18 protein-coding genes and 1 pseudogene are annotated in these 26897 nt (G+C 39.9%); all 19 read left to right on the forward strand.

Annotation, left to right across the window (positions count from 1 at the left end):
* Positions 1–28: 28 nt before the first annotated feature.
* On the forward strand, positions 29–1153 hold the full coding sequence (locus ACIFOT_RS10720) for a M20 family metallopeptidase (RefSeq protein ID WP_430064475.1): 1125 nt from the start codon (positions 29–31) through the stop codon (positions 1151–1153).
* Between the two features lie 232 nt (positions 1154–1385).
* Positions 1386–3482 carry a sigma-54 interaction domain-containing protein gene (locus tag ACIFOT_RS10725; RefSeq protein WP_430064476.1) on the forward strand — a complete coding sequence of 699 codons (2097 nt, stop codon included), beginning with the start codon at positions 1386–1388 and terminating at the stop codon, positions 3480–3482.
* Positions 3483–4032: 550 nt separating this feature from the next.
* Positions 4033–4923: a LysR family transcriptional regulator gene (locus tag ACIFOT_RS10730; protein ID WP_430064477.1), complete on the forward strand. Its 891-nt coding sequence runs from the start codon at positions 4033–4035 to the stop codon at positions 4921–4923.
* A gap of 232 nt (positions 4924–5155) precedes the next feature.
* Positions 5156–5239, forward strand: a pseudogene (locus ACIFOT_RS10735) (IS6 family transposase); the annotation flags it as partial.
* A 476-nt stretch (positions 5240–5715) separates the two neighbouring features.
* The gene (locus ACIFOT_RS10740) at positions 5716–5943 is read left to right on the forward strand and encodes a Spo0E family sporulation regulatory protein-aspartic acid phosphatase (RefSeq protein WP_430064478.1); all 228 of its coding nucleotides are present in this window, start codon (positions 5716–5718) and stop codon (positions 5941–5943) included.
* Positions 5944–6193: 250 nt separating this feature from the next.
* Entirely contained in the window at positions 6194–6364 is a 171-nt protein-coding gene (locus ACIFOT_RS10745) for a hypothetical protein (RefSeq protein WP_430064479.1), read from the forward strand.
* Positions 6365–6523: 159 nt separating this feature from the next.
* The gene (locus ACIFOT_RS10750) at positions 6524–7255 is read left to right on the forward strand and encodes a GntR family transcriptional regulator (RefSeq protein ID WP_430064480.1); all 732 of its coding nucleotides are present in this window, start codon (positions 6524–6526) and stop codon (positions 7253–7255) included.
* Between the two features lie 326 nt (positions 7256–7581).
* Positions 7582–8631, forward strand: coding sequence for a LacI family DNA-binding transcriptional regulator (locus ACIFOT_RS10755; RefSeq protein ID WP_430064481.1), 1050 nt, complete (start codon positions 7582–7584; stop codon positions 8629–8631).
* A 93-nt stretch (positions 8632–8724) separates the two neighbouring features.
* Positions 8725–9999: a Gfo/Idh/MocA family protein gene (locus ACIFOT_RS10760; RefSeq protein WP_430064482.1), complete on the forward strand. Its 1275-nt coding sequence runs from the start codon at positions 8725–8727 to the stop codon at positions 9997–9999.
* A 206-nt stretch (positions 10000–10205) separates the two neighbouring features.
* Positions 10206–11459 (forward strand): ABC transporter substrate-binding protein, encoded by a 1254-nt coding sequence (locus tag ACIFOT_RS10765; protein ID WP_430064483.1) that lies wholly within the window; start codon positions 10206–10208, stop codon positions 11457–11459.
* Positions 11460–11739: 280 nt separating this feature from the next.
* On the forward strand, positions 11740–12660 hold the full coding sequence (locus ACIFOT_RS10770; protein ID WP_430064634.1) for a carbohydrate ABC transporter permease: 921 nt from the start codon (positions 11740–11742) through the stop codon (positions 12658–12660).
* A gap of 89 nt (positions 12661–12749) precedes the next feature.
* Entirely contained in the window at positions 12750–13508 is a 759-nt protein-coding gene (locus ACIFOT_RS10775; RefSeq protein WP_430064635.1) for a carbohydrate ABC transporter permease, read from the forward strand.
* A 178-nt stretch (positions 13509–13686) separates the two neighbouring features.
* Positions 13687–14586: an ROK family protein gene (locus ACIFOT_RS10780; protein ID WP_430064484.1), complete on the forward strand. Its 900-nt coding sequence runs from the start codon at positions 13687–13689 to the stop codon at positions 14584–14586.
* A gap of 25 nt (positions 14587–14611) precedes the next feature.
* Positions 14612–15778, forward strand: a complete 1167-nt coding sequence (locus tag ACIFOT_RS10785) for an SIS domain-containing protein (protein ID WP_430064485.1) — start codon at positions 14612–14614, stop codon at positions 15776–15778.
* Between the two features lie 58 nt (positions 15779–15836).
* Positions 15837–17015, forward strand: a complete 1179-nt coding sequence (gene nagA, locus ACIFOT_RS10790; protein ID WP_430064486.1) for an N-acetylglucosamine-6-phosphate deacetylase — start codon at positions 15837–15839, stop codon at positions 17013–17015.
* Entirely contained in the window at positions 17012–17947 is a 936-nt protein-coding gene (gene lacC / locus ACIFOT_RS10795; RefSeq protein WP_430064487.1) for a tagatose-6-phosphate kinase, read from the forward strand. Before nagA ends, lacC begins: the two co-directional genes overlap by 4 nt.
* 15 nt (positions 17948–17962) lie before the next feature.
* Complete coding sequence (lacD, locus tag ACIFOT_RS10800) at positions 17963–18949, forward strand: tagatose-bisphosphate aldolase (protein ID WP_430064488.1); 987 nt, start codon at positions 17963–17965, stop codon at positions 18947–18949.
* 248 nt (positions 18950–19197) lie between these two features.
* The gene (locus tag ACIFOT_RS10805) at positions 19198–23559 is read left to right on the forward strand and encodes an endo-alpha-N-acetylgalactosaminidase family protein (RefSeq protein WP_430064489.1); all 4362 of its coding nucleotides are present in this window, start codon (positions 19198–19200) and stop codon (positions 23557–23559) included.
* A gap of 347 nt (positions 23560–23906) precedes the next feature.
* Entirely contained in the window at positions 23907–26663 is a 2757-nt protein-coding gene (locus ACIFOT_RS10810) for a dynamin family protein (RefSeq protein WP_430064490.1), read from the forward strand.
* Positions 26664–26897: the final 234 nt, after the last annotated feature.

Here is a 26897-nt window from a genome sequence, read left to right on the forward strand (position 1 = left end):
TAAAAGATAAATATAGGGGATTTCAAATATGGATAAATTACTAGAATACTTTAAGCAACACCAAGAAGAGATCCTGAAAGATCTAAAAACACTTGTGCTGGCTGAGTCGCCTTCGCATTCGAAAGTACGGGTGGATCAATGTGGAGAAGTGATTCAACAGCTGTTTAAGAAGCATCTTGACGTTGAGTCGGAAGTGATTCCCCAGGAGCATGCGGGGAATCACCTGCGGTTTAGTTATGGGAAAGGCGATGCCCAAATCTTAATCATAGGCCATTTTGACACTGTCTGGGAGGTGGGAAGGCTTTCCTACCGAGTAGAAGGGAACAAGGCGTATGGGCCGGGCATCCTGGATATGAAAGGAGGAATTATCCAGGCTCTTTGGGCGCTGAAAGCCTGCCGTGAGTTGGGGATTTCCTTAAACAAGAAAATCGTTTTCTTATGTACAAGCGATGAAGAGGTTGGAAGCAAAACATCTAGGGCATTAATAGAACGGGAAGCTTTAAAGAGCCAGGTTGTTCTCGTTCCAGAGCCGGCAGCGCCACATACAGGTGCACTTAAAACAGCCCGAAAAGGAGTTGGCAGGTTTTCGATCCAGATTAAAGGAAAAGCAGCACATGCAGGGCAAAATCATCAGGATGGAATCAGCGCGGTACAGGAAATGGCTCATCAGATTTTATTCTTGCACTCACTTACTGATTATGAGTTGGAAACAACTCTAAATGTCGGTGCGGTACGAGGAGGGAGCGCCGGAAATGTGGTAGCAGAACAAGCGGAACTGGCTGTGGATCTGCGAATCAGCCAGTTCCGTGAGGCGGAACGTGTTTCGAAAATCATTTATGGGCTTAAGCCGCATCTGGAAGGGATATCCTTACAAGTTGCAGGTGGAGTTACCCGACCGCCTATGGAAAGAACAGCTCAAAATGAAAAATTGTTTAAGCTAGCAAAAACATGTTCATCTGAATTAGGGTTTCACTTGACTGAGGAATCAGTTGGTGGGGGCAGTGATGGGAATTTCACATCTGCATTAGGCATTCCAACGCTAGATGGGTTAGGTCCAGTGGGAGAAGGTAACCATGCCGAAAATGAGCATATTGAAATCGATCAACTTCCCTTTAGGGCCGCCCTGATTACCAACCTTCTTCGTAAGCTATAATTTTAATAAACAAAAATGCAAGTGCCGGTTTGGTACTTGCATTTTTTTCGAATAGTAAAGTTAGAAAAAAAGCGTAAAAAACAAACAAATTTTCCTATTGGGTTAAAAATCTTCCTCTAATAGCCGTCTCGTTTCTTTGAAATACTTCAATAGGAATTTTTTTAGGTATAGTTTTAGGTTTGTTTTTAAGTTATTATTATCCTAAAAAAAGGGGTTTTAAGAGGAGAGAAAAATGGAGAGACCAAGTATTTTACTGCTAACAAGAGGGGAAAAACTAGCACAAACCTTTGAAACTAATCTGAGGATGTTTTTCGGTACCAATATTCAGATTTATATCGTCCATGAGCACGGGGAGCTGGATAGCCAATTAGTGGATAAGTGTGAACTGATTCTAGTTTCCGCAGAAAGTATATTGGATCGTTTACCGAAACTACTCCATGAGCGGACCCTGTTTGCCAGAAGAACCGTTTATTTGCCAAAGCTCGAACAACTGATGGATTTGGCTCCGGGAACCCAATGTCTATTTGTCTCGAACAGTATGGACACGATTGTAGATGCCATCGAGCTTTTGAATCGCCTGGGATTTGATCATTTGCACTTTATTCCATATGTTCCGCAGACAGCGGAAATCCGACCTGTACTTGAGGATATCGATGTGGCGGTTACTCATGGATTAAAAGAACTTGTCCCGGAGACGATTGGTAAAGTGATTGATTTGGGCATACGCCCGATCGATTTGACAACTATTTATGATATTGCTCAACAATTGAATCTTCCTATAGAAAATGCGCATTTCTATACAGCGGAGTTTTTCCGTGATTTTGTCCGCCTTGGAAGAAATTTAGCCAATTCCGTAAACAATGAGAAGCGGTTAAATCAAAAGCTGGAATCTGTATTTAATGCTGTTCATGAAGGAATTATCAGTATGGATGAATGGGGATATATTACTGTTTTTAATGAAGAAGCGGAGAAAATCCTCAGCTTGTCTCCAGAGAATTGCCTTGGAAAGGCGTGCTGGGATGTAATCCCTGAGTTTAACCTGAATCAGATATTTCAATCCCACGCGGAGGAGTCCAATCAATTATTGGAGATACGGAACAAGGTTCTTCTGGTTACCAAAGTTCCCGTGATGCTGGACGGGCGTTTAATGGGCGTCGTTGTTACGTTTCAAGACGTCACGATTGTTCAACGAATTGAACAGGAAATCCGCAAAAATAGCAGCCGTCTGGGATTAACGACAAAATATTCTTTTGAAAATATTATCGGTGTAAGCGGGTCCATCACCTCTACGAAACAGGTTGCTGTCAGACTGGCAGAAAGTGATTTTACCGTAATGATCACAGGAGAAAACGGTACGGGTAAGGAAGTATTTGCCCAAGCGATTCATAAGTATTCCACCCGGCGGGATGGCCCATTCGTCCCGGTCAATTTTGCCGGCCTTACAGAAAGTTTGGCAGAAAGTGAATTGTTTGGATACGAAGAGGGCTCTTTCACAGGAGCTAAAAAAGGAGGGAAAATGGGTCTGTTCGAATTGGCTCATAATGGAACCATTTTTCTGGATGAAATTGGGGATGCTCCTCTCAGTATTCAGGCCGCCTTGCTGCGTGTGCTCCAAGAGCGGCAAGTGATGCGGGTAGGAGGAAATCGCGTAATTCCCATCAATGTCAGGGTGATCGCTGCCACAAACCGAAACCTGAATAGTATGGTGTCAAAGGGTGCTTTTCGGGAAGATTTGTATTATAGACTCAATGTTTTGCCGTTAAATATCCCAAATCTTAGAGAACGGCATGAGGATCTTTTTATCCTAATTGACAATTTCCTTCATGATAATGGGCGAAAGCTACGATTTACACCTGAAGTAAAAAATGTTCTTTTAAATTACAGCTGGCCAGGTAATATTCGGGAGTTGGAAAATTTCATTAAGTATCTGAAGGTAATTGTAGAAGGAGATACAGTGCAATTACAACATATTCCTGAACGTATATTGAATAGCAGCGGTATCTTGTCACTCTCTCACGGTCCGACAGCCGGAGAGGAAACAGTGGAAAGAGAGGAAATCCTTCAATTCTTGTCACGTCACGGTTCCCTTATGGATTATGAGGATATATTGACAATCCTGTGGAACTTCAGTAAGCGGCAGGAGCGAGTGGGACGAACCGTTTTATGCTCATTGATCTCCCGTCCTTTATCCGAAGCTCAAATTCGCAATAAGCTATCGATTCTCCAAAGGTGTAGATGTGTCGAAGTAGGTGTCAAGAAGCAAGGCACAACGATCACTCCTATGGGTATACAGGTTTTACAATGGATCAAAGAGAAAATAATTAATTGAAAAGAAAATTATTTTTAAAACACAATATGCATTTACAAACGAAGAATCCCTTTTGATGTAATCTTTTTTCAAAATAGATTCTTTTTTTAATAAAATTGGATTAATGATCTTCCATAAAAGGGCGCATTACTGGAATAACGGTAATGCTTTTTTTCTTGCCATCATTTAAATATCTTAGCAAGAGTACCTCACTTTCAAATACTTTCATTGGACCAAATCTTTTCGAAGAGAAGATTTAATCTGTTTTAAGAAGCTTGTTCAAAAAATAGTAATGGTTATGTTTTAGGTTATTAAATAACCGATAAAACACCCTAAAAATTGACTGAAGATCAGCATTTACTAGATTATTAGTAGTAATTAAATTGGTATGATTCTTGCTTAATAAAATAATGTAACTGCTGAATTTTATAACACATGGAAAAGAAACTCACGTTGTTAATCATTGAAGGAGATTTTATTGTAATCGTAACTATACCATTATTTAATTGATATACAGCACTATACTATTATGCGCCAGTCCAAGAAATTTGATAGATGGAGAGTAGCTATTATGGAATTGAGACATCTTAAAACTTTCAAATTCGCAGCAGAGTACCTAAATTTTACAAAGGCAGCTCAACAGTTAAACTTCACTCAACCTGCTGTAACTGCACAAATTCAAACGCTCGAACAAGAATTGAAACAGCAGCTATTTATACGAATAGGAAAGAAGAACTTTTTGACGCCTGCTGGTGAAATCCTTAGAACATATACGGATCAGCTATTTTTTATAGTAGAGGAGATTGAATCATCTTTCGCGGAACTTTCAAATCCGTATGGAAATGTAACGATTGCTGCTGGTGAAAGCTATTGTACGAATTATTTGCCTTATTTCATTTCTGAGTATTTGAATTTAAATCCCCATACACAGATTAAGTTGATTTCCTGTAAAAGGGATGAAGTTATAAAAGGGATAGAATCAAAAAAATATGATATAGGGATTATTTCGGGCGAGTTAAGTAAAAATGGAATTACAAACATCGTGATTGCAGAGGGTGACATGGTTCTGGTAGTTTCTAAAGATTTATATGCAAGGTACCCGGAAGACCAATTACTGACGAAATTTCCTTTAATTAAATATCATGCTGACGGATATTATGAAACGATGACGAGTAAATATTTGAGACAATCGAAACTCTCATCACAAAACGTAATAGAATTTGGAAGTTTAGATGGGATCAAAAAGGCCGTATTAAATAATATCGGGGTAGGGTTGGGAATCAATGCCTGCATAAAAAAAGAAATTAACAATGGTGATTTAGTCCCGATCCTAGTTACTGAGAACAAAGTAAAAATAAACACCTCTATCATTACGTTGAAGGAAAAAGAAAACGTAGTAACAATTCAATCTTTTATTAATGTAATCCAAAAGAATTGGAATAAAATTCCTGCTATGGAGTAAAAGCAGAACGATATTTTGTTAATAGTGATATAACACCGTTATTAGTGGGGAGGTAACTTTGTGACAGGTGGAACAGGAGACAACAGGGCCAATTAAACCGTAGTGATGACTGCACTTTATTACAAATCAAGGAATCCAGTTTAAGAAAGTATGCCTTACTGCTTGAGGAGGTTCTGGTGCGAAAATTTTAAAACAATTGCAATGGATCTCTAACTCTTGAACATACTGATACAAATCAGCCAAGCGCTTCTTGAAAAAAGCCTTGGCTTTTTCGTATGTTGCCAGGCCTCGTGTAATAACAGTAGATAAAAATCCAGTGTCAATAAAATAATGTTATGGTTACCATAATGTTTCTTAATTTTACAAAAACTTTGTAAAAACTTAAAGTTTTAATATAAGCTGTAGCAGTCAAGAACACGAATGAAAAGCAACTTATAATTAATTATTTGGTTGTGGTGAAACAATAAATTAGGTATGTAAATAAAATAGATTAGATGAGAAACTCATCTGATCTATTTTATTCAAATACTAAGAGGGATGTAGTCAGGCAAATGCATAATTACCACGCTAAGATTTTTTGACACAAGTTGTATGGGACATTTGAAGCCTTTCTATACGAGAATATGTAACATCCCGTTAGGGTTACTCTATTGAAACTAACTATGGATGCTGACATATCAAGTTTTCTAACCTTTACGTGGTAAATCCACAAAATCCTGACGCTACCTCTTATTTTTGTACAAAATTGGCTGATTCTATTAGCGCAGAAAATATATGAGGTGAGAGGGAACGATGCTATCGACAGACTTTACAAGTCAAGTAAGAGAATTACAAGAGTGTATAGAGAACAAACGGAAAGAATTGATTGAACTAGGATTGAATTATGGATTTGCAGATAAAATAACTATCAAATGCAGTCAAGATCTTGATAAGTTGATCAATATACAGATGCATGCAGTTGTAAGTATAGGGTTAAAATATCAAGGTGTAAAGCGATTATACAGCCGTTGTTTCGTGTGAAAAGCATCACATTAATCTTTATATTGGGTGTGTCGTATTTAATAGTTTTATTGGAAATACAAACTAGTAACCTTGTATTATCGAAACCGGATGCAAAAAAATCCATTGTGATTGTGGGGAAATTGAGTTGGATTCAACCGCAGCTTGCGTAGTTGGTGGGGTCTCCACAACGGGCGGAATCGGGACTGTACTTGGAATTAAATGAAAGTAGCAAAACGCTTATTAGCATTTTAAAAATGGAGGTATTTTTGTGAGTGAGAAAGAAAAAAGGTTACAGTATAAAACTTCTATTATTCTGGGAAAAGATACTAGCCAAATGACGTTAAACAATATTATTGAGGAAATGATTCACGTTATTGAGGCAAAAGACGAAAGTATCAGTGAATTAAATAGAAAAATATTAGTGAAAATCACTTTATAAAACTTATTTGAAGTTGATATGGCGGAGACTATAATTATTATAGTTTGGTAGAAACTATTCTGTAAAGAAACAGGTTGTTGGGTTGACTCCACAAGTGTTGGTGATATAATTTAGGTTATTAAAAGAATGTTAGTATGGTTTGGAGGCAGGTTTAGTAAAATGAAACCATTGCAGCATGAAAGTTTAATTCCGCTATATCACCAATTGATGGAAAGACTAAAGGATTCGATTGAAAAGGGACATTGGACTCCGGGAGATAAAATCCCTTCGGAAAATCAATTAATGGACCAATTTGGTGTCAGCCGTAACACGGCTAAAAAAGCAATTGAGGAGCTTGTACAGGAAGGGATACTGTACCGAATTCAAGGAAAAGGAACCTTCGTGGCTAAACCGAAATTGCAGCAGTCATTGATGGGATTTTACAGTTTTAGCAAAGTATTAAAAGAAAAAGGATTGAATCCTAAGGATATCATACTAAAAATAGAAGAAGTCAAACCAACTGCAAAAATCCAGGAAGCGCTGCAGCTGGGGAAAGATGAGAATGTCATTGAAATGAAACGCCTTCGCTGTGCCAATGATGAGCCATATATTTTGGAATCATCTTTCATTCCGAAACACGTCGTTTCAGATATGGATCAGCTAAAAAAAGTAGGGGAAATTTCTTTATATGATTTGTTTTCACAACAGTTTAATATCGTAGTGACCAGAGCAAAAGAGGCATTTGAACCTGTTCTTATTCGTGCAGAAGAAAGTGGATATCTGCAAACGGAGGAAGGTCGTCCGGCACTCCTGCTTGAACGGACAGCGTATGATTTTAATGGTGTGCCAGTTGAATTTTGTATATCCATTGTACGTGGAGATCGCTGCCGCTTCTACACCGAACTAAGCTAATCGATAATGACTCATAGCATTTTGTCTATGAGTTTTTTTAAAAGTTAACCTATACCAACAACCCGATGAATTTTAACATAATTTTAATTAATGGGTTGACAGGTTAATGGTAAGGGGGGTATATTCAAATTAGTTAAAATTTTCAGTCAGAAACTGAAGTTTATTTTTTAACCAACCTTGTACCAACAACCCACCATTAAGCCGAGCGGGAGAGCAACCTCTTTCACCAAATATTTAAAAATTTAAAAGAAATTTCCGAAATGGGAGAAAAATTTGTTATCCTATTAATGAAAGCGCATAAGTTCAACCTAAGAGGTGTTTTAGCAGTGGCAAGATTAAAGGATATTGCGGAATATGTTGGTGTTTCTATTTCGACGGTCTCAAGAGTGATTCAAAATGATCAGACTAGAAATGTGAAGCCAGAAACGAAATTGAAAATTTGGGAGGCTGTGAAGGAGTTAGGATACATACCAAATCAGCATGCTCGAAATTTAGTGACCAACAAGCAAGAAAAGAGTAAGACAAGAACGATGAAAATTGGCTGGGTAGCTAATCCAAAACAAGCAGAAACGAACCCTTACTTTGCAACTATCTATACAGGTATTCGTGATACATTAGCAAATAATGATTACACTCTTATTAGTATTACCAAGGATGAAATCGAAAACGAAACGTTGCTTCTTAAGACGATTCATGACTTGGGGATTGAAGGCTTGCTTCTAATCGATAAGATTGAGGATAGCCTTATTGAATATATTCAGCAACAAATTCCTGTAGTAGGGCTGGACTTTTATTATTCAGATAAAAATATGGCCATCGTTGACTACGATCGCGAAGCGGCCATCAATTCGGTGGTTAAGTATTTTGTGAAACAAGGACACCGGGACATAGGATTTATTGGTGGAGGTGTTGATGCAGCCATTGAAGATTTGTCTGCGGAACATCGTTTTAAAGGGTTTCAAAAGGCCATGGGGCAAGCTGGACTAGTTATTCGACCAGAATGGGTTATCAATACAAAGTGGAAAATGGAAATCAGCTATCAACAAATGAGGAATTTGCTAAAGCAGGAGCCGCAGCATTTGCCGACCGCCATGGTTTGCGCAAGTGATTTAATGGCCATTGCTGCAATAAGGGCTGTCAGAGAAAATCATCTTAGTATCCCTGAGGATATCGCTTTTTTTGGTGTCGATAATCTGGAAATGGGGAAATATTCATCACCACAGCTTTCAACGGTTGAAATCCCAAAGTATGAAATGGGGAGAATGGCAGCGAAAACGATTATGGAAATGGTGGAAGAGGAAGTAAAACTTCCGATAAAGATAATTTTACCGTTTGAATTAGTCATTCGAGAGTCCTCCAACATAAAACGAACCTAAGTGGTTCTTTTTTAATCAACAGTTGGAAAACGTTTGGATTAAATCGGGAAAAATTTAGGAAAACGAAATTTATTGAAGATAGGAGCGTTTAACATGAAACCACTTACAGCTATTTTGATTGGAGCAGGTGACAGAGGGGTAAGAGCTTATGCGCCTTATTCATTAGATTATCCGAATGAATTAAAGATTATCGGTGTGGCAGAGCCCAACAGAGAAAGAAGAAACAGATTTCGGCAGGACTATCAAATTTCCGATGAAAATTGTTATGAGTCCTGGGAAGAGGTATTGAATCAAGAAACAAAATTAGCGGATATTGCGATTATCTGTACACTTGATCAAAACCATTTTGAGCCAACCATGAGGGCATTGGAATTGGGTTATCATGTTCTTTTAGAAAAACCTATGTCTCCAAGTCCAGTGGAGTGCATTATGATGGAACGCGCCGCCCAAAAGTTTAATCGGCAACTTACCATATGCCATGTACTAAGGTATACAGAATTTTGGGAAACGATTAAAAAGATTATCTCCAAAGGGGAAATTGGAGTGGTTGTATCACTCCAATTAAATGAAAATGTGGAAATCATGCATATGTCCCACAGCTTTGTCCGCGGCAATTGGAATAACAAGGGAAGAACAAGTCCGATGATTCTTCAAAAGTCTTGTCATGACATGGATATTATTTCTTTTGTGATCGGCAAGGATTGTAATCGTGTAAGTTCCTATGGATCGCTCATGCATTTTAAGGAAGCAAATGCCCCCGTTGGAGCACCGAATAGATGTTTAGAGGGCTGTCCTGCCGAACTAGAATGTCCCTTTCACGCTGGCAGGTACTATCTTGGAGAAGGCAAAGGATGGGCTAAGAAATTTACAGAAGATGATACAAACGAAGGCATCATAAAGGCATTAAATGAAACGCCTTATGGCAAATGTGTATATCGCTCTGATAATGATGTGGTCGATCATCAAGTAGTGAATATGGAATTCGAGGGTGGGGCGACAGCAACGTTCAGCATGTGCGGCTTTACAAGGGAACAAACACGGATTGTTCAAATCATGGGTACAAAAGGCGAAATACGTGGAAATATGGAGGAAAACAGTATATCCATTTTTGATTTTCTCACGAAACAGGAAACGGTCATTAAGTTTGACAAACCCATTGGGGGACACGGCGGTGGAGATCAGGGAATCATGAGAACCTTCCTGAGGGAAGTTCAATATGGACATAAACAAGATAGTGTTTCTTCCACTTCTGCATCCGTAAGAAGTCACCTAATGGCATTTGCTGCAGAAGAATCGAGGCTAAATCAAGGTCAATCGATCAATATTGACGATTATTATACTAGTTTAGTAGAAACCGTTAAGAATTAAAGGAATCTCCCAATATTAAAAACTATTTTATTTAGGGAGGTGGTCAAATCTAAACATAATTCATTTTCTCCATTATGGTTCCAGCATCGTAATCAATTTTAAAAAAATGTAAGGGTTATCAAAGGGTAAGAGGTCATTATACCATTCAAGTTCTAAGCGTATTTTTAGAAATCTACTAAACATTTATCAGAAGGAAGGGGAACAATATGAAAAAGTGGCTTATCATGCTTTTAACTGTAATTTTAGGATTACTAGGGTTAGCCGGATGCAGTAATAGTGATACGACTTCAGGTAATAGCAAAGATGACAAAGTGGAAATCACCTATGGATTTTGGGATAAGAAGCAAGTCCCTGCTATTGAAGAAATTATTAAGTTGTTTAATGAAAAATACCCGAATATTAAAGTGAAAACAGAGCTGACTCCATATGGTCAATATTTCCAGAAACTTGAAACCGCTGCCACTGGAGGTGCCTTGCCAGATGTTATGTGGATGAATGGTCCTCATGTTGAGCAATATGCGGAGGGAAAGGTTATTCTCCCGCTTAGTGACCTTGCAAAGAAAGATAACTTTAGTTTAGATAATTATCCAAAGTCTTTAGTTGATCTTTATACTGTTGATGGAAAAGTATATGGAATACCAAAAGACTTTGACACTACAGGCTTATGGTATAACAAAAAAATCTTTGATGAAGCAGGCGTGCCTTATCCAGACGATTCATGGGATTGGAATAAATTAAAGGAAGTTGCTAAAAAGCTGACAAATAAAGATAAAGGTATTTGGGGCTATGCGGCTGTAATGGGCAATCAAGGCGGATATTATGATTTCATTTGGCAAAATGGCGGTTATATTATTTCTGATAATGGCAAGTCTGTTGGTTTTGACAAGCCTGAGGCGATTGAGGCCCTTAAATACAATATTAGTTTTATAAAAGAAGGGCTATCGCCAACACAAGCCCAAATGACAGAAACAGCTGCTTCCGAATTATTCTCTTCAGGAAAAATAGCGATGATGTTTGACGGTCCATGGATGGTTCCGGAATACAAAAATAACCCTGATTTAAACGTTGCCGTTGTTCCAAAAGGAAAACAACGAGCCGTTGCGATACATGGGTTATCGAATGTCATTGCTTCGAATACAAAGCATAAAGATGCTGCGTGGAAGTTTGTCCAATTCTTAGGCTCGAAAGAAGCAGCGGAAGTATACGCGAAAACAGGAACCGTAATTCCTGCCTACAATGGTACCCAAGATGCTTGGTTACAATCTGTTCCGAATTTGAACCTTAAAGCCTTTATTGATGGTGTGGAATATTCTCGTCCACTGCCAAGTGTGAAAAGCACAGGGGAAATTTGGCAGTATGAAACAGATGTTCTTAAAAAGGCTTGGAGTGAGGAAGAAAGTGTAGAAGATGCCGTAAAAGAACTAACGAAAAAGGCAAATGAAGCTTTATCTAAGAAATAGGCTCTGTTAAAGGGCAATTGTTGATTTTTAACACTGTTGATTGGAGCGGAAGGCGCGAAGACTCCTGCGGGAGTACGGGGCAGGGGAGACCCCGCAGGCGCCAAAGCGCCGAGGAGGCTCCCCGGCACGCCCGCGGAAAGCGAAGCGCCTGGAGCGCAAATCAACAAACAAGTTTAACAGAGACAAGAAATAAAAAAATTGAAGAGGAGAAATTGTATCTTCTCTTCTTTTTTCTAATTAAGGAGGGAATACAGTGAAGGAACTTCCTCTACAGGTTGAAGTGAAGGCGAAAAACAAATTTAAGGTATCGAGCTTAACAAAGACAAGGAAACGATCGGATTATTTTTGGGCCTATCTAATGATTGCTCCCACCATGCTGGGCTTGTTTATTTTTTACCTTTGGCCCATCATTCAAACCTTTTACTTTAGTTTCACTGAATGGGGAGCATTTGGACAGTATGAGTGGACGGGGTTAGCGAATTATAAGCGGATGCTTGAGGATAGCAATCTATTAAAATCGTTTAAGAATACGGGAATTTATATTATTTTTACGGTTCCAATTGGGATTTTCCTTTCTATTTTGGTGGCGGTGCTTCTAAATCAAAAAATAAAGGGGAAATCCGTTTACCGGACATTATATTTTTTACCTGTTATCACGATGCCTGCTGCCATCGCCATGGTTTGGAAATGGCTTTTTAACTCCGATTATGGACTTCTAAACTATCTTTTATCTTTAATCGGAATAAAGGGGCCGCAGTGGGTTAGTGATCCGAAAATAGCTTTATATTCGATTATTGTGGTAGCCATCTGGAGTGGGATTGGTTATAACATGGTCATTTTCCTCTCCGGACTTCAAGGGATTCCAAAGACCTATTATGAAGCAGCGGAAATGGATGGGGCAGGCCCACTCAGGGTTTTCTTTAAAATTACCCTTCCGCTGCTTTCTCCGGTTATTTTCTTTGTAAGCATCATGTCTTTAATAGGCGCATTCCAAGTGTTTGATTTAATTTTCATGATGATAGGAAAGGGCAGTACAGCGTTAGAAAGTACCCAATCAATTGTGTATTTATTTTACCAGCATGCATTCGTCTTAAACGATAAAGGATATGCAGCCGCCATCGCTGTTCTCTTATTAATCGTTATTCTAATAATTACAGCGATTCAAATGGTGTTACAGAAAAAATGGGTTCATTATGACTAAAGGAGGGAGAACTATTGGAAAGAACGAGACAGCTAATACAAAGTAAGACATTCTTCATCCACTTCATCCTTATAGTGGGGTCAGTGGCCATGGTCCTGCCCTTTTTATGGATGATCCTAACCTCATTAAAAACATATGCTGAGTCGATTCATGTACCGCCCGTTATTATTCCAGAGGATTTCAAATGGGGGAACTACAAAGAGGTATTTGGGCTGCTGCCTTTTTTCAAATTTATGTACAACACTTTTATTGTTACAGTCGTACGAACCGCCGGGCAGCTGTTTTTGTGTTCGTTGGCCGCTTATGCTTTTGCCCGTATTGAATTTCCAGGCAGGAATTTTCTATTTATGATAGCATTATCAGTTCTCATGGTTCCCGGTCAAGTCTTTTTGCTGCCGCAATACATGATTATTGTGAAATTAGGCTGGCTGAATACATTGCAAGCAGTTATTGTACCTGGTTTGTTTAGCGCTTTTGGTACATTTCTGCTGCGTCAATTCTTTATGGGGCTTCCAAAAGAACTGGAAGAGGCAGCAAGGCTTGATGGCTGCAACCATTTCCAAATTTATTGGAAGATTATGCTTCCACTAGCCAAACCAGGTTTGGTTGCATTGGGTATTTTTACTACCCTTTGGAGCTGGAATGAATTAATGTGGCCGATGATTGTGAATAATTCCACTGAATCGATGACACTTTCTGTCGGATTGTCATCGTTACAAGGTCAATATTTAACCAACTATCCGATCCTTATGGCAGGCTCGTTTTTGGCCATCCTGCCAATGCTGATTTTATTTATCATTTTGCAAAAGCAATTTATTGAAGGCATTGCAGTAACAGGTGGAAAATAAAGAATAATCTTCTATATTGGGTTGACCCAACAAGTTGTGGTGATATAAAATAAATAATGACAAGAATTTAAACTAAATTAAAGACATTTATAAAAAAACTCATAGCTTGTAGTCTATGAGTTTTTAATAAATGTCACTTGTACCAACAACCCATCTATATATGTTTGGAGGTGTACAATTGAAAAAGGCAATTGGTATAGATATTGGCGGGACAAAGATTGCAGCAGGCATTATTTCTGAAACAGGGGAATTACTGAAACGTACGGAGGTAAAAAGTGATCCTTCAGACAAAGAAAAGATGTTTGCTAAAGTGGTAGAAGTGGTAGACCGAGTTCTAGAGGATTCTACTTATTCGTTAGCGGACATGGAAGGCATTGGTGCCGGGGTACCGGGCAAGGTGGATCGCCAACAGGGCATTGCGATTTTTCAAAATAATTTACCTTGGGCCCAGTTTCCTGTCACTGCCAGGTTACAGGAGCAATTTGGGCTCGAGCGGATTACGATCGACAATGATGTTTACATGGCGGCTTTTGCCGAGTGGAAGGCTTCCCAGGCAAAAAGCGATGAAACGTTTGTCTACGTGACGATAAGTACGGGCATCTCATGCTCTATTATTCATAATGGTTCATTTTTCAGAGGAGCCGGATTCGCTGGAGAACTTGGATTAATTCCTGTTCTTTCGGCGGGGAAGGAATTAGAGCGGCTGGAAAATATATCTGCTGGACCAGCAATCGAAAAATTAGCACAAAAGGAAATGCAAACAGCATCTTTGTCGACTAAGGATGTCTTCGAACGCTATAACGAAGGGGCACATGGGTTTCAACCCATAATTGATGAAATAACGGACAATTGGGTACAGGGGTTGTATTCGATTTCCTGTTTACTAGACCCTCATAAAGTAGTTTTCGGCGGCAGTGTGATTGCTAACAACCCTTTTCTGCTTAACATCATTAAAGAAAAACTAAAATCATTCCAAATCCCTGAACAACAGCATCTTTTAAGTCAAATGTCCATTAGCACAATGAAGCAGAATAATGGAGTGATTGGTGCTGGGTTACGGGTATTTGAAGGAATTTAACAAATCTTAAGAGGAGTGACACCATTTGTTTACTTTAAGTATGGAAAATTTAATGCCATTAGGAGCATCATTTACAACACAAGAAATCAAGCAGCAGCCTGAATTATGGGGCGAAACATTTGCATTGTATTCGAAGAAGAGACCTGAAATTGAAGCATTTTTACGGAACCTGACAGAAAAGCACGATACTATCCGGGTCATTTTTACAGGGGCCGGAACTTCCGCGTATGTCGGTGACACCATTACCCCATATTTAAAAGAAAGAGTCGATGAGAAAAAGTGGAATCTGATGAGTGTTCCAACGACAGCAATTGTGTCAAATCCTTACCAATTTTTAAAGGCTGACATCCCAACATTATTGATTTCCTTTGCGAGAAGCGGCAACAGTCCGGAAAGCGTTGCAGCAGTGGAATTAGCGGAACAAGTGATAACGGACCTCTACCAGATTACCATCACCTGCTCAAAGGAAGGGAAGTTAGCACAACGGGCAAAAGGGGATGACAGCAATCTCTTACTGTTGATGCCAGAAAGATCCAATGATCAAGGCTTTGCGATGACGGGAAGCTACACCTGTATGACCTTAACAGCACTGCTCATCTTTGATTCCGTGTCTGTGGAAGAAAAATTGACCATTGTTGAAACAATTCGCGGCATGGGTCAAAGTGTGATTAGCAGAGGAGCAGATATTGAGAAAATGATTGCTACCGATTTTGATCGGATTATTTATCTTGGCTCAGGTGGTTTTGAGGGCTTGGCAAGAGAGGCACAATTAAAAATTTTGGAGTTAACTGCCGGTAAAATTGCCACTTCCTTCGATTTATCACTCGGCTTCCGCCATGGTCCCAAATCATTTGTGAATGAAAAAGCTGCAGTGTTTCTTTTTGTTTCTAACCATCCGTATACACGCCAATATGATTTAGATATGTTAAATGAATTGAGACGGGATCAAATCGCAGGCTATATTTGTGCAATTTCCGTAGACGGAGAGACCAATTATGTTGGTGATACTTTTTCATTCGACAGCGACGCCCGCATCATACCAGATGCTTACTTGTCACTGCCGTATGTCATGGTTGGACAAACGCTCGCTTTATTATCTTCGATTAAGGTAGGAAATACACCGGATACTCCTTCACCTAGCGGAACGGTGAATCGTATTGTACAGGGTGTAACGATACATGAATACAAGTAAATCCAGGGATTAGGAATGCATCTGATTCCCATTCCCATTCCTAAACAGAGGTGCAGCAATGGAGCAATTTGTGTTTGCAGACAGATTTTTTCTTGAGGATGGGGTGTCTGGCCCCGGTTATTTGGAAATCACAAAGGGAAAGTTTGGTTCCTTTTTTGTGACTTTGCCGACTGAATCGGCTGAGACAATCGATTATGCGGGAAAATGGATTGCCCCGGGTTTAGTCGACACCCACATTCATGGCTTTAAAAATCACGATATCATGGACAACGACCTAGAGGGATTGATGGAGATTTCTGAGGGGCTGCTTTCGTGCGGCGTGACTTCTTTTTTACCCACCACGCTAACATCTTCGCCCGATCTATTAAACGAAGTAGTGGCGATGATTGGAGAAAATTATACGAAGGTGCAGGGTGCCAAAATAAAAGGAATCTTTTTAGAGGGCCCATTTTTTACAGAAAAACACAAAGGTGCCCAAAACACGAAGTATTTTTGTGATCCTTCAATAGAAATGCTGGAATCGTGGCAAAAGTATTCCAATCATTTTATCAAAAAGATTGCGCTAGCTCCGGAAAGGAAAGGGGCAATGGAATTTATTGAGCATGCCGTTAACGAACAGGTTACGGTGGCATTGGCCCATAGTGATGCGACATATGTTGTAGCGAAACATGCGGTTGAGAAGGGTGCTTCAATTTTTGTCCATACATTCAATGGCATGAGCGGGCTGCATCATCGAGAACCCGGTATGGTTGGCGCCGCGATGAGCCTGCCGGAAGTGTATGCCGAAATCATTTGTGACGGTCACCATGTTCATCCTGCTGCAGCTAACATTTTAATGAATGCCCGCGGCAGGAAGGGGACGGTTATGGTAACAGATTGCATGATGGCCGGCGGTATGCCAGAAGGCCGCTATCAGCTCGGAGAATTCCCTGTCGAAGTGAAGAACGGGGCTGCCCGGTTGGAGACTGGCAGTTTAGCAGGGAGTATTTTGCAATTAAAAGAGGCTGTCAAAAATGCCGTTGATTGGGGAATTGCTACACCTGAGGAAGCAATCTATATGGCCAGTACAGCTCCTGCTAAAAGTATTGGGATCGATAGGGAATGCGGCATGATTGCGACCGGTTATGATGCCGATTTTATCGTTCTTACACCTGAACTCGAATTAACGGCCACGTATCTTGATGGTGTTTGCCGGTTTCAAGCTGAAAACTTTATGGGGAAAGAGGGAGTTCGATGATTTTAGCAGTCACGATGAATCCTTCCGTTGATATTTCCTATCCCATTCAAGATTTCAAACTGGATGATGTTAATCGTGTTGAAAATGTTCGTAAAACCGCTGGCGGAAAAGGATTAAATGTGGCCCGGGTCGTCAAGCAGATGGGGGAAGACGTTTTGGCGACAGGTGTAATTGGCGGAACCATTGGCGATTACATTATTCAGGAATTGACGAAAAGTGATATCGGGAATCATTTTTTTCAAATCAATCAAGAATCAAGAAACTGTATCGCGATTCTCCATGATGGCAAGCAGACGGAAATCCTAGAATCCGGGCCGACAATATCGGCAGAAGAAGGAGCAGGCTTCTTAGAAAAATATTGGGAACTGCTGTCTGAAGTTTCTCTTGTTACCATTTCGGGCAGTTTGCCAAAAGGGCTTGAGCCTGGATTTTACCGGAAAATGGTCGAAATGGGCCGGGAGAAGGGAATTCCCGTAATTGTTGATACATCAGGGGAGCCGCTCCGCCAAGTTTTGACTCATGATGTAAAACCCTTCGCTATCAAGCCGAATATCGCTGAGTTATCCCAGCTTCTTTGTATGGAAGTGGATGAGAGCATAAGCAGCTTAAAGCAATTGCTAACCAATGAGTTATTTCATGGAATTGAATGGATTGTCGTTTCGTTGGGCGGGACCGGCGCTTTTATAAAGAATGGTGGAGATTTTTACTTGGTTACCATTCCTGCCATCAACGTTGTAAACCCTGTTGGCTCCGGTGATGCCGCTGTTGCAGGATTAGCGGTTGCCCTGAAAAGAAAGCAATCCGTTCCGGACATCCTGAAAACCGCAATGACGACGGGCATGCTTAATGCGATGGAGGCGGCAACCGGTTATATAGATCGTGAGAAGTTTGGTCAATTTTTTGAAATGGTAGAAGTTATTAAAATAGATTAATAGAGGTGATTGTCGATGTTAGAATTAACGGAAAATAAAGTGGCAGCTCTCAAGCGTTTGTCGGATGAAAATGGGATTATCGGGGCTTTGGCAATTGATCAGCGCGGTTCATTAAAGAAAATGATTGCAGCAGGAAGTTCAAGTTCTATCGGAGATGAAGGCATCATCCGCTTTAAGGAATTGGTTTCCGAAGAATTGACACCCTATTCAACTGCTATTCTATTAGATCCGGAATATGGACTGCCCGCTGCAAAGGTTCGCAGCAAGGACGCCGGTTTATTGGTTGCTTATGAAAAGACCGGATACGATTCAAAAGCAGCGGGCCGTTTGCCTGATTTATTGCCAGAGTGGTCGGTTAAACGATTGAAGGACGCCGGTGCAGATGCCGTTAAATTTTTACTGTACTATGATGTGGATGAAGACGAGAAGATTAACGAATATAAGCATGTTTATATGGAACGAGTCGGGTCCGAGTGTGTGGCAGAAGACATTCCGTTCTTCCTTGAAATAGTGTCTTACGATACCAAAAATGATGATGTGAAAAGTAAAGAGTATGCAAAAGTGAAGCCGCATAAAGTAATTGAAGCAATGAAGGAATTCTCCAAACCAAAGTATCATGTCGATGTATTAAAAGTAGAAGTTCCAGTGGATATGAAATTTGTTGAAGGCTACACGGAAGGCGAAATAGTCTATAGTAAGGAAGAGGCAGCTTCCTTCTTCAAAGAGCAAAGTGAAGCTACTGAGCTGCCGTTTATCTTCTTGAGTGCCGGAGTAAGCGCGAAACTATTCCAAGAAACACTGAAGTTTGCCAAAGAATCTGCCTCTACCTTTAATGGTGTATTATGTGGCAGGGCAACTTGGAAAGACGGCGTCGCACCTTTTGCTGAAAATGGGGAACAAGCAGGTCGTGACTGGTTAAAAGATACCGGTATAAGGAATATTGCAGAATTGAATGCCGTGTTGAAAGAGACTGCCAGCTCCTGGTTTGCTAAAGCGAATTGACTAGACTGCTATTTTTGAAATTGCCAAAATTGGATAGGCTTTTTAAGCGAACAGTGCCGGGTACTGTTCGTTTTTTTATGCATTTCACTAAAAAACAATATATCTAAAAATTTGGACAATATCTTTGTTGTGGAAGCGCTTTAACAAAAGTAAGCTAGATTACAGATAGAAGGTGATGTTACTGGATCTTTAATCATTTAACAATCATCGTCATCTATAAAACTATTATTATCAAAGGAGGAGAGGATTTGGGCAGGAAGTATAACAAAAGATTAACTAATATCCTGATTGCGCTTGTGTTATTTTTGCCAACATTTTTGACTGGGTTCATTCCACCGTTACGTGCAGTGGCAGAAGTGACTAATCCATGGGTCACGATTTCAGCTGGCGGAAATGAAGTAAATGAAATGGCCGCCCAGAATGGGAAGACCTATGCACGGCTTGGAGCTGGAGCAGGAAATGACAATGGGTCAAAAGCTGCCATTTTTCAAGAGAAAAATAAGACAGCTCAAGAAACAGGAACGATGGAATATACCTTTATTCCGGAATTGCAAGGAGCAGATACCAGATTTGGATTCTATCCTCATTATATTGACCCTAACAACTTTGTATTTGTAGGTTATGACTCATTTGGGTGGTTCTATGAATACAAATATAAAGGCACCGGAACCTGGTTAAACACTAGACCAAGCGTATCACTACCAGAAGCAGGATCTAAACATTCTATTAAAATTGATTATGGCGGAACCACTTTCAAGGTTACTTTAGATGGCCAAGATTTATTTGGACCTGTTACTTTACCAAACGACGTAAATAATCTGCTTGCAGGTAAGGAAGCGGTTAAACTTGGTGCTTTTGGAGGGAAAAACAGCCAAGTACTCATTGAATTGGGGGATGCTCCAGGAGATGTAGGACCAAAACCAGGTGACCGTGAACCTGTTGACATTACGGATAACCAACTGACAGATGGAGATTTTAAAATTATCTCTGGTGACGGAGGTATTACCTATAATGAAGATGGTTCAGCAACCTTCAAGGTTACCTCAACCCAAAAGAATCGAATTGTCTACAATAAAATGGATGGAATAAAGAATGGTGTTTTTGAAGCGGATATTACTCCAGCAACCAGCGCCATGAACCGCTTTGGTCTTATCTACCGTGTTCAAAATCCATCTGCCTATACGTATGTGGGAACGGGAGATCAGAACAATCAGTATTTTGGCGAGATCTTTGGCCCTGCTAACCGTTGGACGGATATGACCTCAGATGTGCCATTGGAAGCCAATAAAACCTATCATCTACGACTGAAATTCATAGATGATGCAGCAACCCTTTACGTTAATGATAAAAAGGTAAATACCTGGCCATTGGCAGGCGGTGTCGATAAAGCAGGTTTACTTGGATTTGAAAAAAGCCGCGGGTCAGCTAACATTACCATTTCAAACATTAAAATTAAGGAATATGTTCCACCTAAAGCGCCAAGTACTCCACCAGTTGAAGATACAATAAAATCAGACTATATGGATGTCATAATTGACCAAGTATTCCCACGTGTCATCGAATACCGGGTTGGCAATAAGGTTATGGGGGGACAGAAATCTCCTGTTTACGGAGTGAAAGTGAACGGTACGCTTTACTATCCTGAAGTAAGTTTTGAAAAGCTGAGCGAAAGTGAAGCACTGTATACCTTAAAAGTGAAAGATGAAATTGAAAACCTTGATGCTGTTCTCAAAGTTTCATTAAAAGTCAACAAAAATAAAGTAATTTATACTTTTGAGGATATTACCAATGCCGGAAGTGCAAAAATTGAAACGGTGGAATTTGCTGATCTAAACTTTATCTCCATCAATTCCGCACAACCGAATGCAAAAGCAAAATTAACAAATCTTAGCGGTGATGTAACGAAGCCGGGGGATATTGATGTCACTGTCGATTCATCGATGGAGGGGATTGGAACATCAGCAAGCTACTATACTGGTTTCCTATCAACGGATCAATTGAGTGCAGGTGTTTGGTCCAGTTCCGAAGTCAATGGTTACCGCAACCTAGTAGCTAATCGCTATCAAAGTGAAGATGGTACGAAAGCGATTGGGATTGGTTCGAGTTTGCTTTATTATCAAAGAGAATTTATGCAGAAACCGCAAGCAGTAAAACCTACTGTGAAAGTTGCCATTGCTGACGATTTGAATAAAGATAATGAAGTTAACTGGCAGGACGGTGCAATTGCCTACCGTGAAATCATGCAGGACATAAAAGGATCAGAAAATGTTAACAACCTTGTCGGCACACGTATTGCTATGAATTTTGGATCACAAGCCCAGCAGCCATTCCTAAAAACATTAGATAATGTAAAAAAGGTAGCACTCGCTACAGACGAATTGGGCCAGTCTGTGCTTTTAAAAGGATATGGAAATGAAGGGCATGATAGTGCACATCCGGATTATGGAAATGTCGGTGAACGAATCGGCGGTGCTGACGATTTAAAAACACTTATTCGTGAGGGTCATAAGTACAATTCTGAATTTGGTGTCCATATAAATGCCCAAGAAACGTATCCTGAAGCCAAAGCTTTTAATGAGGGTTTTATTGATAGTCCAAATTCCAAGGGCTGGGGTTGGTTAGATCAATCCTATACTATTAATAAATTAAAAGATTTATATTCTGGGACGCGTGCCGAAAGACTGGATGAATTAAAAGCTGCTGCACCAGGTCTTGACTTTATTTATTTGGATGTATGGTATCAAGATCAGTGGGAATCTGATCGAATTGCAGAGCAATTTATGGATAGAGGCTGGCGAGTCTCAACTGAGTTTGGTACAGCAGTGGCCAATTATTCTACTTGGCAGCACTGGGCTACAGATAAGAACTACGGTGGACCAACAAGCAAAGGAATCAACTCTGAAGTCCTTCGTTTTATAAGTAATCACCAAAAAGATTCCTGGGTGTTGAATTGGCCTGAAGCAGGCGGAACGGCTGATCACCCATTACTTGGTGGTTTTGAATTAGCTGGTTTCGAAGGATGGCAGTCGGATAAGAACTTTGACCAGTTTATCCGCATGACCTTCGATACCAATCTGCCGACTAAATTTTTACAAAAGTATTATGTTACGGATTGGACAGATGTACAAGGTGACAAAACGAAAACAAACTTGGAAAAGGAAATTAAATTGGAAGACCCAAGTAATGGGGATGAAGTTGTTGTAACTAGGAAAGACAATTCCAGAGAAAGAGTGATTACACTTAATGGAAATGTGGTCCTTGATGAACATTCGTATTTAATTCCTTGGGTGGAACAGGATTTTAAAAATCCAACTCCTGCTGCTGAAAAATTGTTTCATTGGAATTTGGAAGGTGGTACTACAACCTGGACATTGCCTGATGGATTTGTTGGTCCATCTAAAAAGGTTTACGTGTACAAAATGACTGATAAAGGCCGAACTGATGTGCAGAAAGTCGAAGTGGTCAACAATCAGGTAACCTTAATAGCTGAGGCAGCAACACCATATGTAGTTATTCCGGACAAAAAGGAGAAGGGCTTACAGGTCGACGATTGGAGCAAGGGAGCTCATATCTATGACACAGGATTTAATTCGGGAACGGTCAAAGATGAAAATACAAAAGTTGCTGGAGACAAGGATGCTGTCGGTGTTATCAGAACGAATCAAACTGAAAATGACCGTAATTTGAGCAGCGGTGACTATTATTTGAATATGGAAAGTCCATCAAAGAATACAACCGTTTCCCGCACCATTACTGACCTGGTGCCAGGTAAAGATTATGTGGCAGAAGTCTACGTAGAAAACAATAGTGATGTAAAAGCCGGAATCAAAGTAACTGGCGGGGTAAAGGATGTAAGCAATTACACATTACGCAGCCTGCAAAAGAACTATGTAAAAGCAGACTCACATGCTTCAAATGATGGCTACAATAGCAAAATGCAAAGAATGCAAGTGAGCTTTACGGCTGCATCTAAAAAGGCTGAACTCATTCTCAGCCGAGAGGGCGGAGAAGGAATAACCAAATTTGACGATATTCGCATCGTTCAAAAATCTGTGAATAATCAACTATCGTCTAACGTATTTGAGCAGGATTTTGAATCGGTCGTGCAAGGAATTTACCCATTTGTTATTGGGAATACGGAAGGGGTAGAAGATAACAGAATTCATTTGTCTGAATTACATGCACCGTATACACAAAAAGGATGGGCAGGCAAAAAATTAGTAGATGATGTTATCGCAGGAAATTGGTCTGTTAAAGTCAATACTGGAAACAAAGGCTTAGTGTATCGCACCATTCCTCAGCACTTCCGCTTTGAACCGGGAGTAACCTATAAAGTATCCTTTGACTATCAAACTACTGCTAATGCTTATCGCTTTATCTCAGGTGATCAAGAAATTGATGTTCGAGATATTGCGGCTGCAAAGGGACTGAGTTTGAATAATACACTTACAGCTTCTGCTGATACCAAAAGGGCTGAGTTTACGATAACAGGTTCTGAGAATGGGCAAACCTATATTGGAATTTTCAGTGATGGAACGAGTTTGAATGGAGATACTGGGGCAGGCACGTTTATTTTAGATAACATACGGATTGAACAGGTCAGCAACTGAAATTTGCCTAAGATTGATAGTCTATATACTATGGAAAAATAGAAAAGAGAAGAGAAACCAGCACGGATTAATTTAAAGTCAATCCAAGCTGGTTTCACTTTTTTATTTTAAGGAAGTCGGAGGTGGATGTGCAGGAAAAAAATCGATGTTAAGTGGGTGCCCCCTCAACAAATCCCCTAAAGTTGTCTTCAAACTGAAATACAATTGACATCTTATTAAAAAATTCCTTTGATAAAATTGTAACAATTGGGACTTAAATTCTAACTTATATTCGAATCGTATGAGGAATAATTATGCCTCTTTACCATATGAATGACATAGAGTGGTTGCCATTGGAGGGAATTTTAATGACGTTAGAGAAGCAATTGAAACAAAAAAAATACTATGAAATGTTCATTAATGAGCAAGAAAATATTCATCCGATTCGGGTCCTTGGTGAAGCCTTTCAGGAGGAAGCACAAAAGGATTTACCTGACCTATCTTATATACGCTTTGCACAGGGGGAAGTGTATTTTCACCATAAGGATTATGAAACGGCGATTTTTAAGTGGGAAAACATTGTCAATGACCTGGAGCAATGGGCGAAGAAAAATACGGCAGATGCCTATTATGAGCTGGGAATGTTATCAACGGCGGAAGATCTTTATAGTGCCATAGAAACGGAAAATCTTACCTTAAAAACAGAAGTAGCCCTACAGTTATTTTCGCTCTATCTTGAACGCGGAAAGCTGGAGGCGGCTGTTGCGATTATCAAAAGGACGGTCAACTCTAACCCAGATTATCCGAATGTAACCGAAGTCGCCCGTGCATTCTTCGAAGAGCAGAGTGACTGGAACAATGCCATTGAGCTTGCGGTGAATGAAGCCAAGCGGACGGAATCGTTGGAATGGTTTGAAATTCTGCATACATATGTAGAAAATAGTGTAACGAAAAACTTTGATCCAAATTATTTTTCGCATGCATTAAGCGTCCTGTTTAATCTGAATAAAAAAAGCTTTGAACAGCTTGTTTCTTCATTGTGGAATAGCTATCAGAATGAAGAATCTTATTTTGTCTGGTTGAGGGAAATCAACCACTTGCTCCTCAATCTTGATCTGGATCGAAATGAAAACTATCATGAGCTTTCAAAACGCCATAAAGAAACTTATTTCACCTTTATTGATGGAAGGTATTTTATAAATCAGCTTCAGGATATCATTCCAGACTTGCTGACGAATTGGCACCGTCTGGCTGACAATGCGAATAGTGTATTGGCGTCAGCAGCAGTCCTTTCTTGGAATGAACTTTTTCCAGCGAGCATCAGCCAGTCCATCGTTAGTGAAGCAGAAAAATTAATCAGTATAACGGAAACGGATATGGATGAGCTTGACGAGTGTCTGTCACTCTTTGATTCCATATTGAATTGGGCTCAGGAGCATGACATGGGCGAGAATAATCGTGTCAAGTGGCTTGCCCAGCAGTTGATTGATTTTGATACCCAGCATATCCTTCTTGCCGGGTTTAAAGGAAGTGGGAAATCTTCCTTTATAAACACGGTTCTCGGTGCCGAATTACAGGATGGGTCAACATCGTCTGTTGTTCTGTTCAAAGACGCTGAGGAAATGACCATAACTGAAATCACTGACAGGGAGATTAACGCTTTAACTGGTTTAGAGGAATTCCAGGAAAAAATGGATCGAAGACGAAATGCATTAGAATCAATCATAGAATTGAAGCGTCCAATTCCATTTTTTAAAGATAATAAGGTTGCGTTCCTGGATACTCCTGGGCTTACCGGGTCTCTCCATTATGATCGCTATGAAGTGCTGAAGAACCTGCAGATTGCCGACACAATTCTTTTTGTGGTAGATGCAAATGCTTCGTTTACCGATAAGGAATGGGCAGCGCTTGGACAAATACAAGAGATTGCACCGGATATTCCAATCCATTTCATGATTAGCAAAATGGAGACTATTGAAAATGAACAAGAAGCACATAAAATTTATGATGATATAAAAGCGATGGTCAACTCCTATTTACATGATGCTAAGGTATTTGCGTTTTCAACACAATATGAACAAAAACAACAAATGAAAGAATTAAAAGTGTTTATTCAGTCCATCAAAAATACTAGAAATCTAGCGGATAAACGCCTTGCAAAGCTGTTGTATTTTATTCGGACAACAATCGCCAGTCTCTTGCAAAAACGAATTGATGTTGAAAATCAGTTAATAGAATCTATTCGCTGGAACGAAGAAATGCTGATGAAGCTAACTGGTGCAGTGAACCAACTGAACGATACCGAAATACAAAGAACAAAATCAGCGATAAAATCGTATCGGGCAATTAAGGAATCCATTAAGACAGAAATCTCAGTGGCTGTGCCAAAAATGCTCCGGGAGTGCTCTTCTCTAATCAAGGAAGACAGTGATTTTAGTAAAATTCATCTTATGCTTAATGATGAGATGAATAAAAGGCTGCAGGATTATTTGGAGCAAAAGGTTTTGCCGAAATATTACAGCTCACTTCAAGATTGGATTGAGCGTTCACATCATGAGTTTAAGGAAAACCAAGAATTTCTGGTTGAGATGAAAGATGGATTTAATCAAATGTACGGGGAAGAGCGATTGGAGCTTGAGTGTGATTTTAGGTTGCTCGATGATTGGCGCCGCGATACCGATAGGATGACAACCAGGTTCCAGTTGGAAACAGTCAATATCCTGCTGCGCCGAACACCTTCACAATTTTTATTAAAAAGTGCAGGGAAGCTTCTTGGGGCGATTTCGCAAAATAAAGCCATGCTTTTCAACAAATACCAATCCTTTATAGAAAATGAGGACTATTCTGAAGCAATCGATGCCGTGAATAAGCAGTTTTTCCAGCCATTTGAGATGTTTGAAAAATCATTAGAGCGCGATGTTACCTTATTTTTCAAGGATCCAAAGGCAATTTTAAATCGTTCTGCTGAAGAAGCACGTTCAGAGATTCAGAAGAAAAAAGAAATGCAAGATAAGATGAATGAGAATCCAGAAATGTTCCGCGACCCATTAACCTTATTTGACGTGAGACTACGCCAATTCGAATGGATGACAGTTGCGGGAAAGGGAATGCAAACAATCTACTAGCCTTTTTGAAAAAAGTTACTAATTTAGGATTTTGAATTCGGTCACGTGATAGTCTACGTGACCGAATTCTGTTATTGGGAAGGAAATGGGTCACGTAGAAGGGTGCTATGTGACCGAATTCTGTTATTGGAAAGGAAATGGGTCACGTAGAAGGATGCTACGTGACCCATTTCTGTTATTGGGAAGAAAATGGGTCACGTAAAAGGAGTCTACGTGACTCAAATCAGTTTTAGG

The sequence above is a fragment of the Neobacillus sp. NRS-1170 genome, from assembly GCF_050468025.1.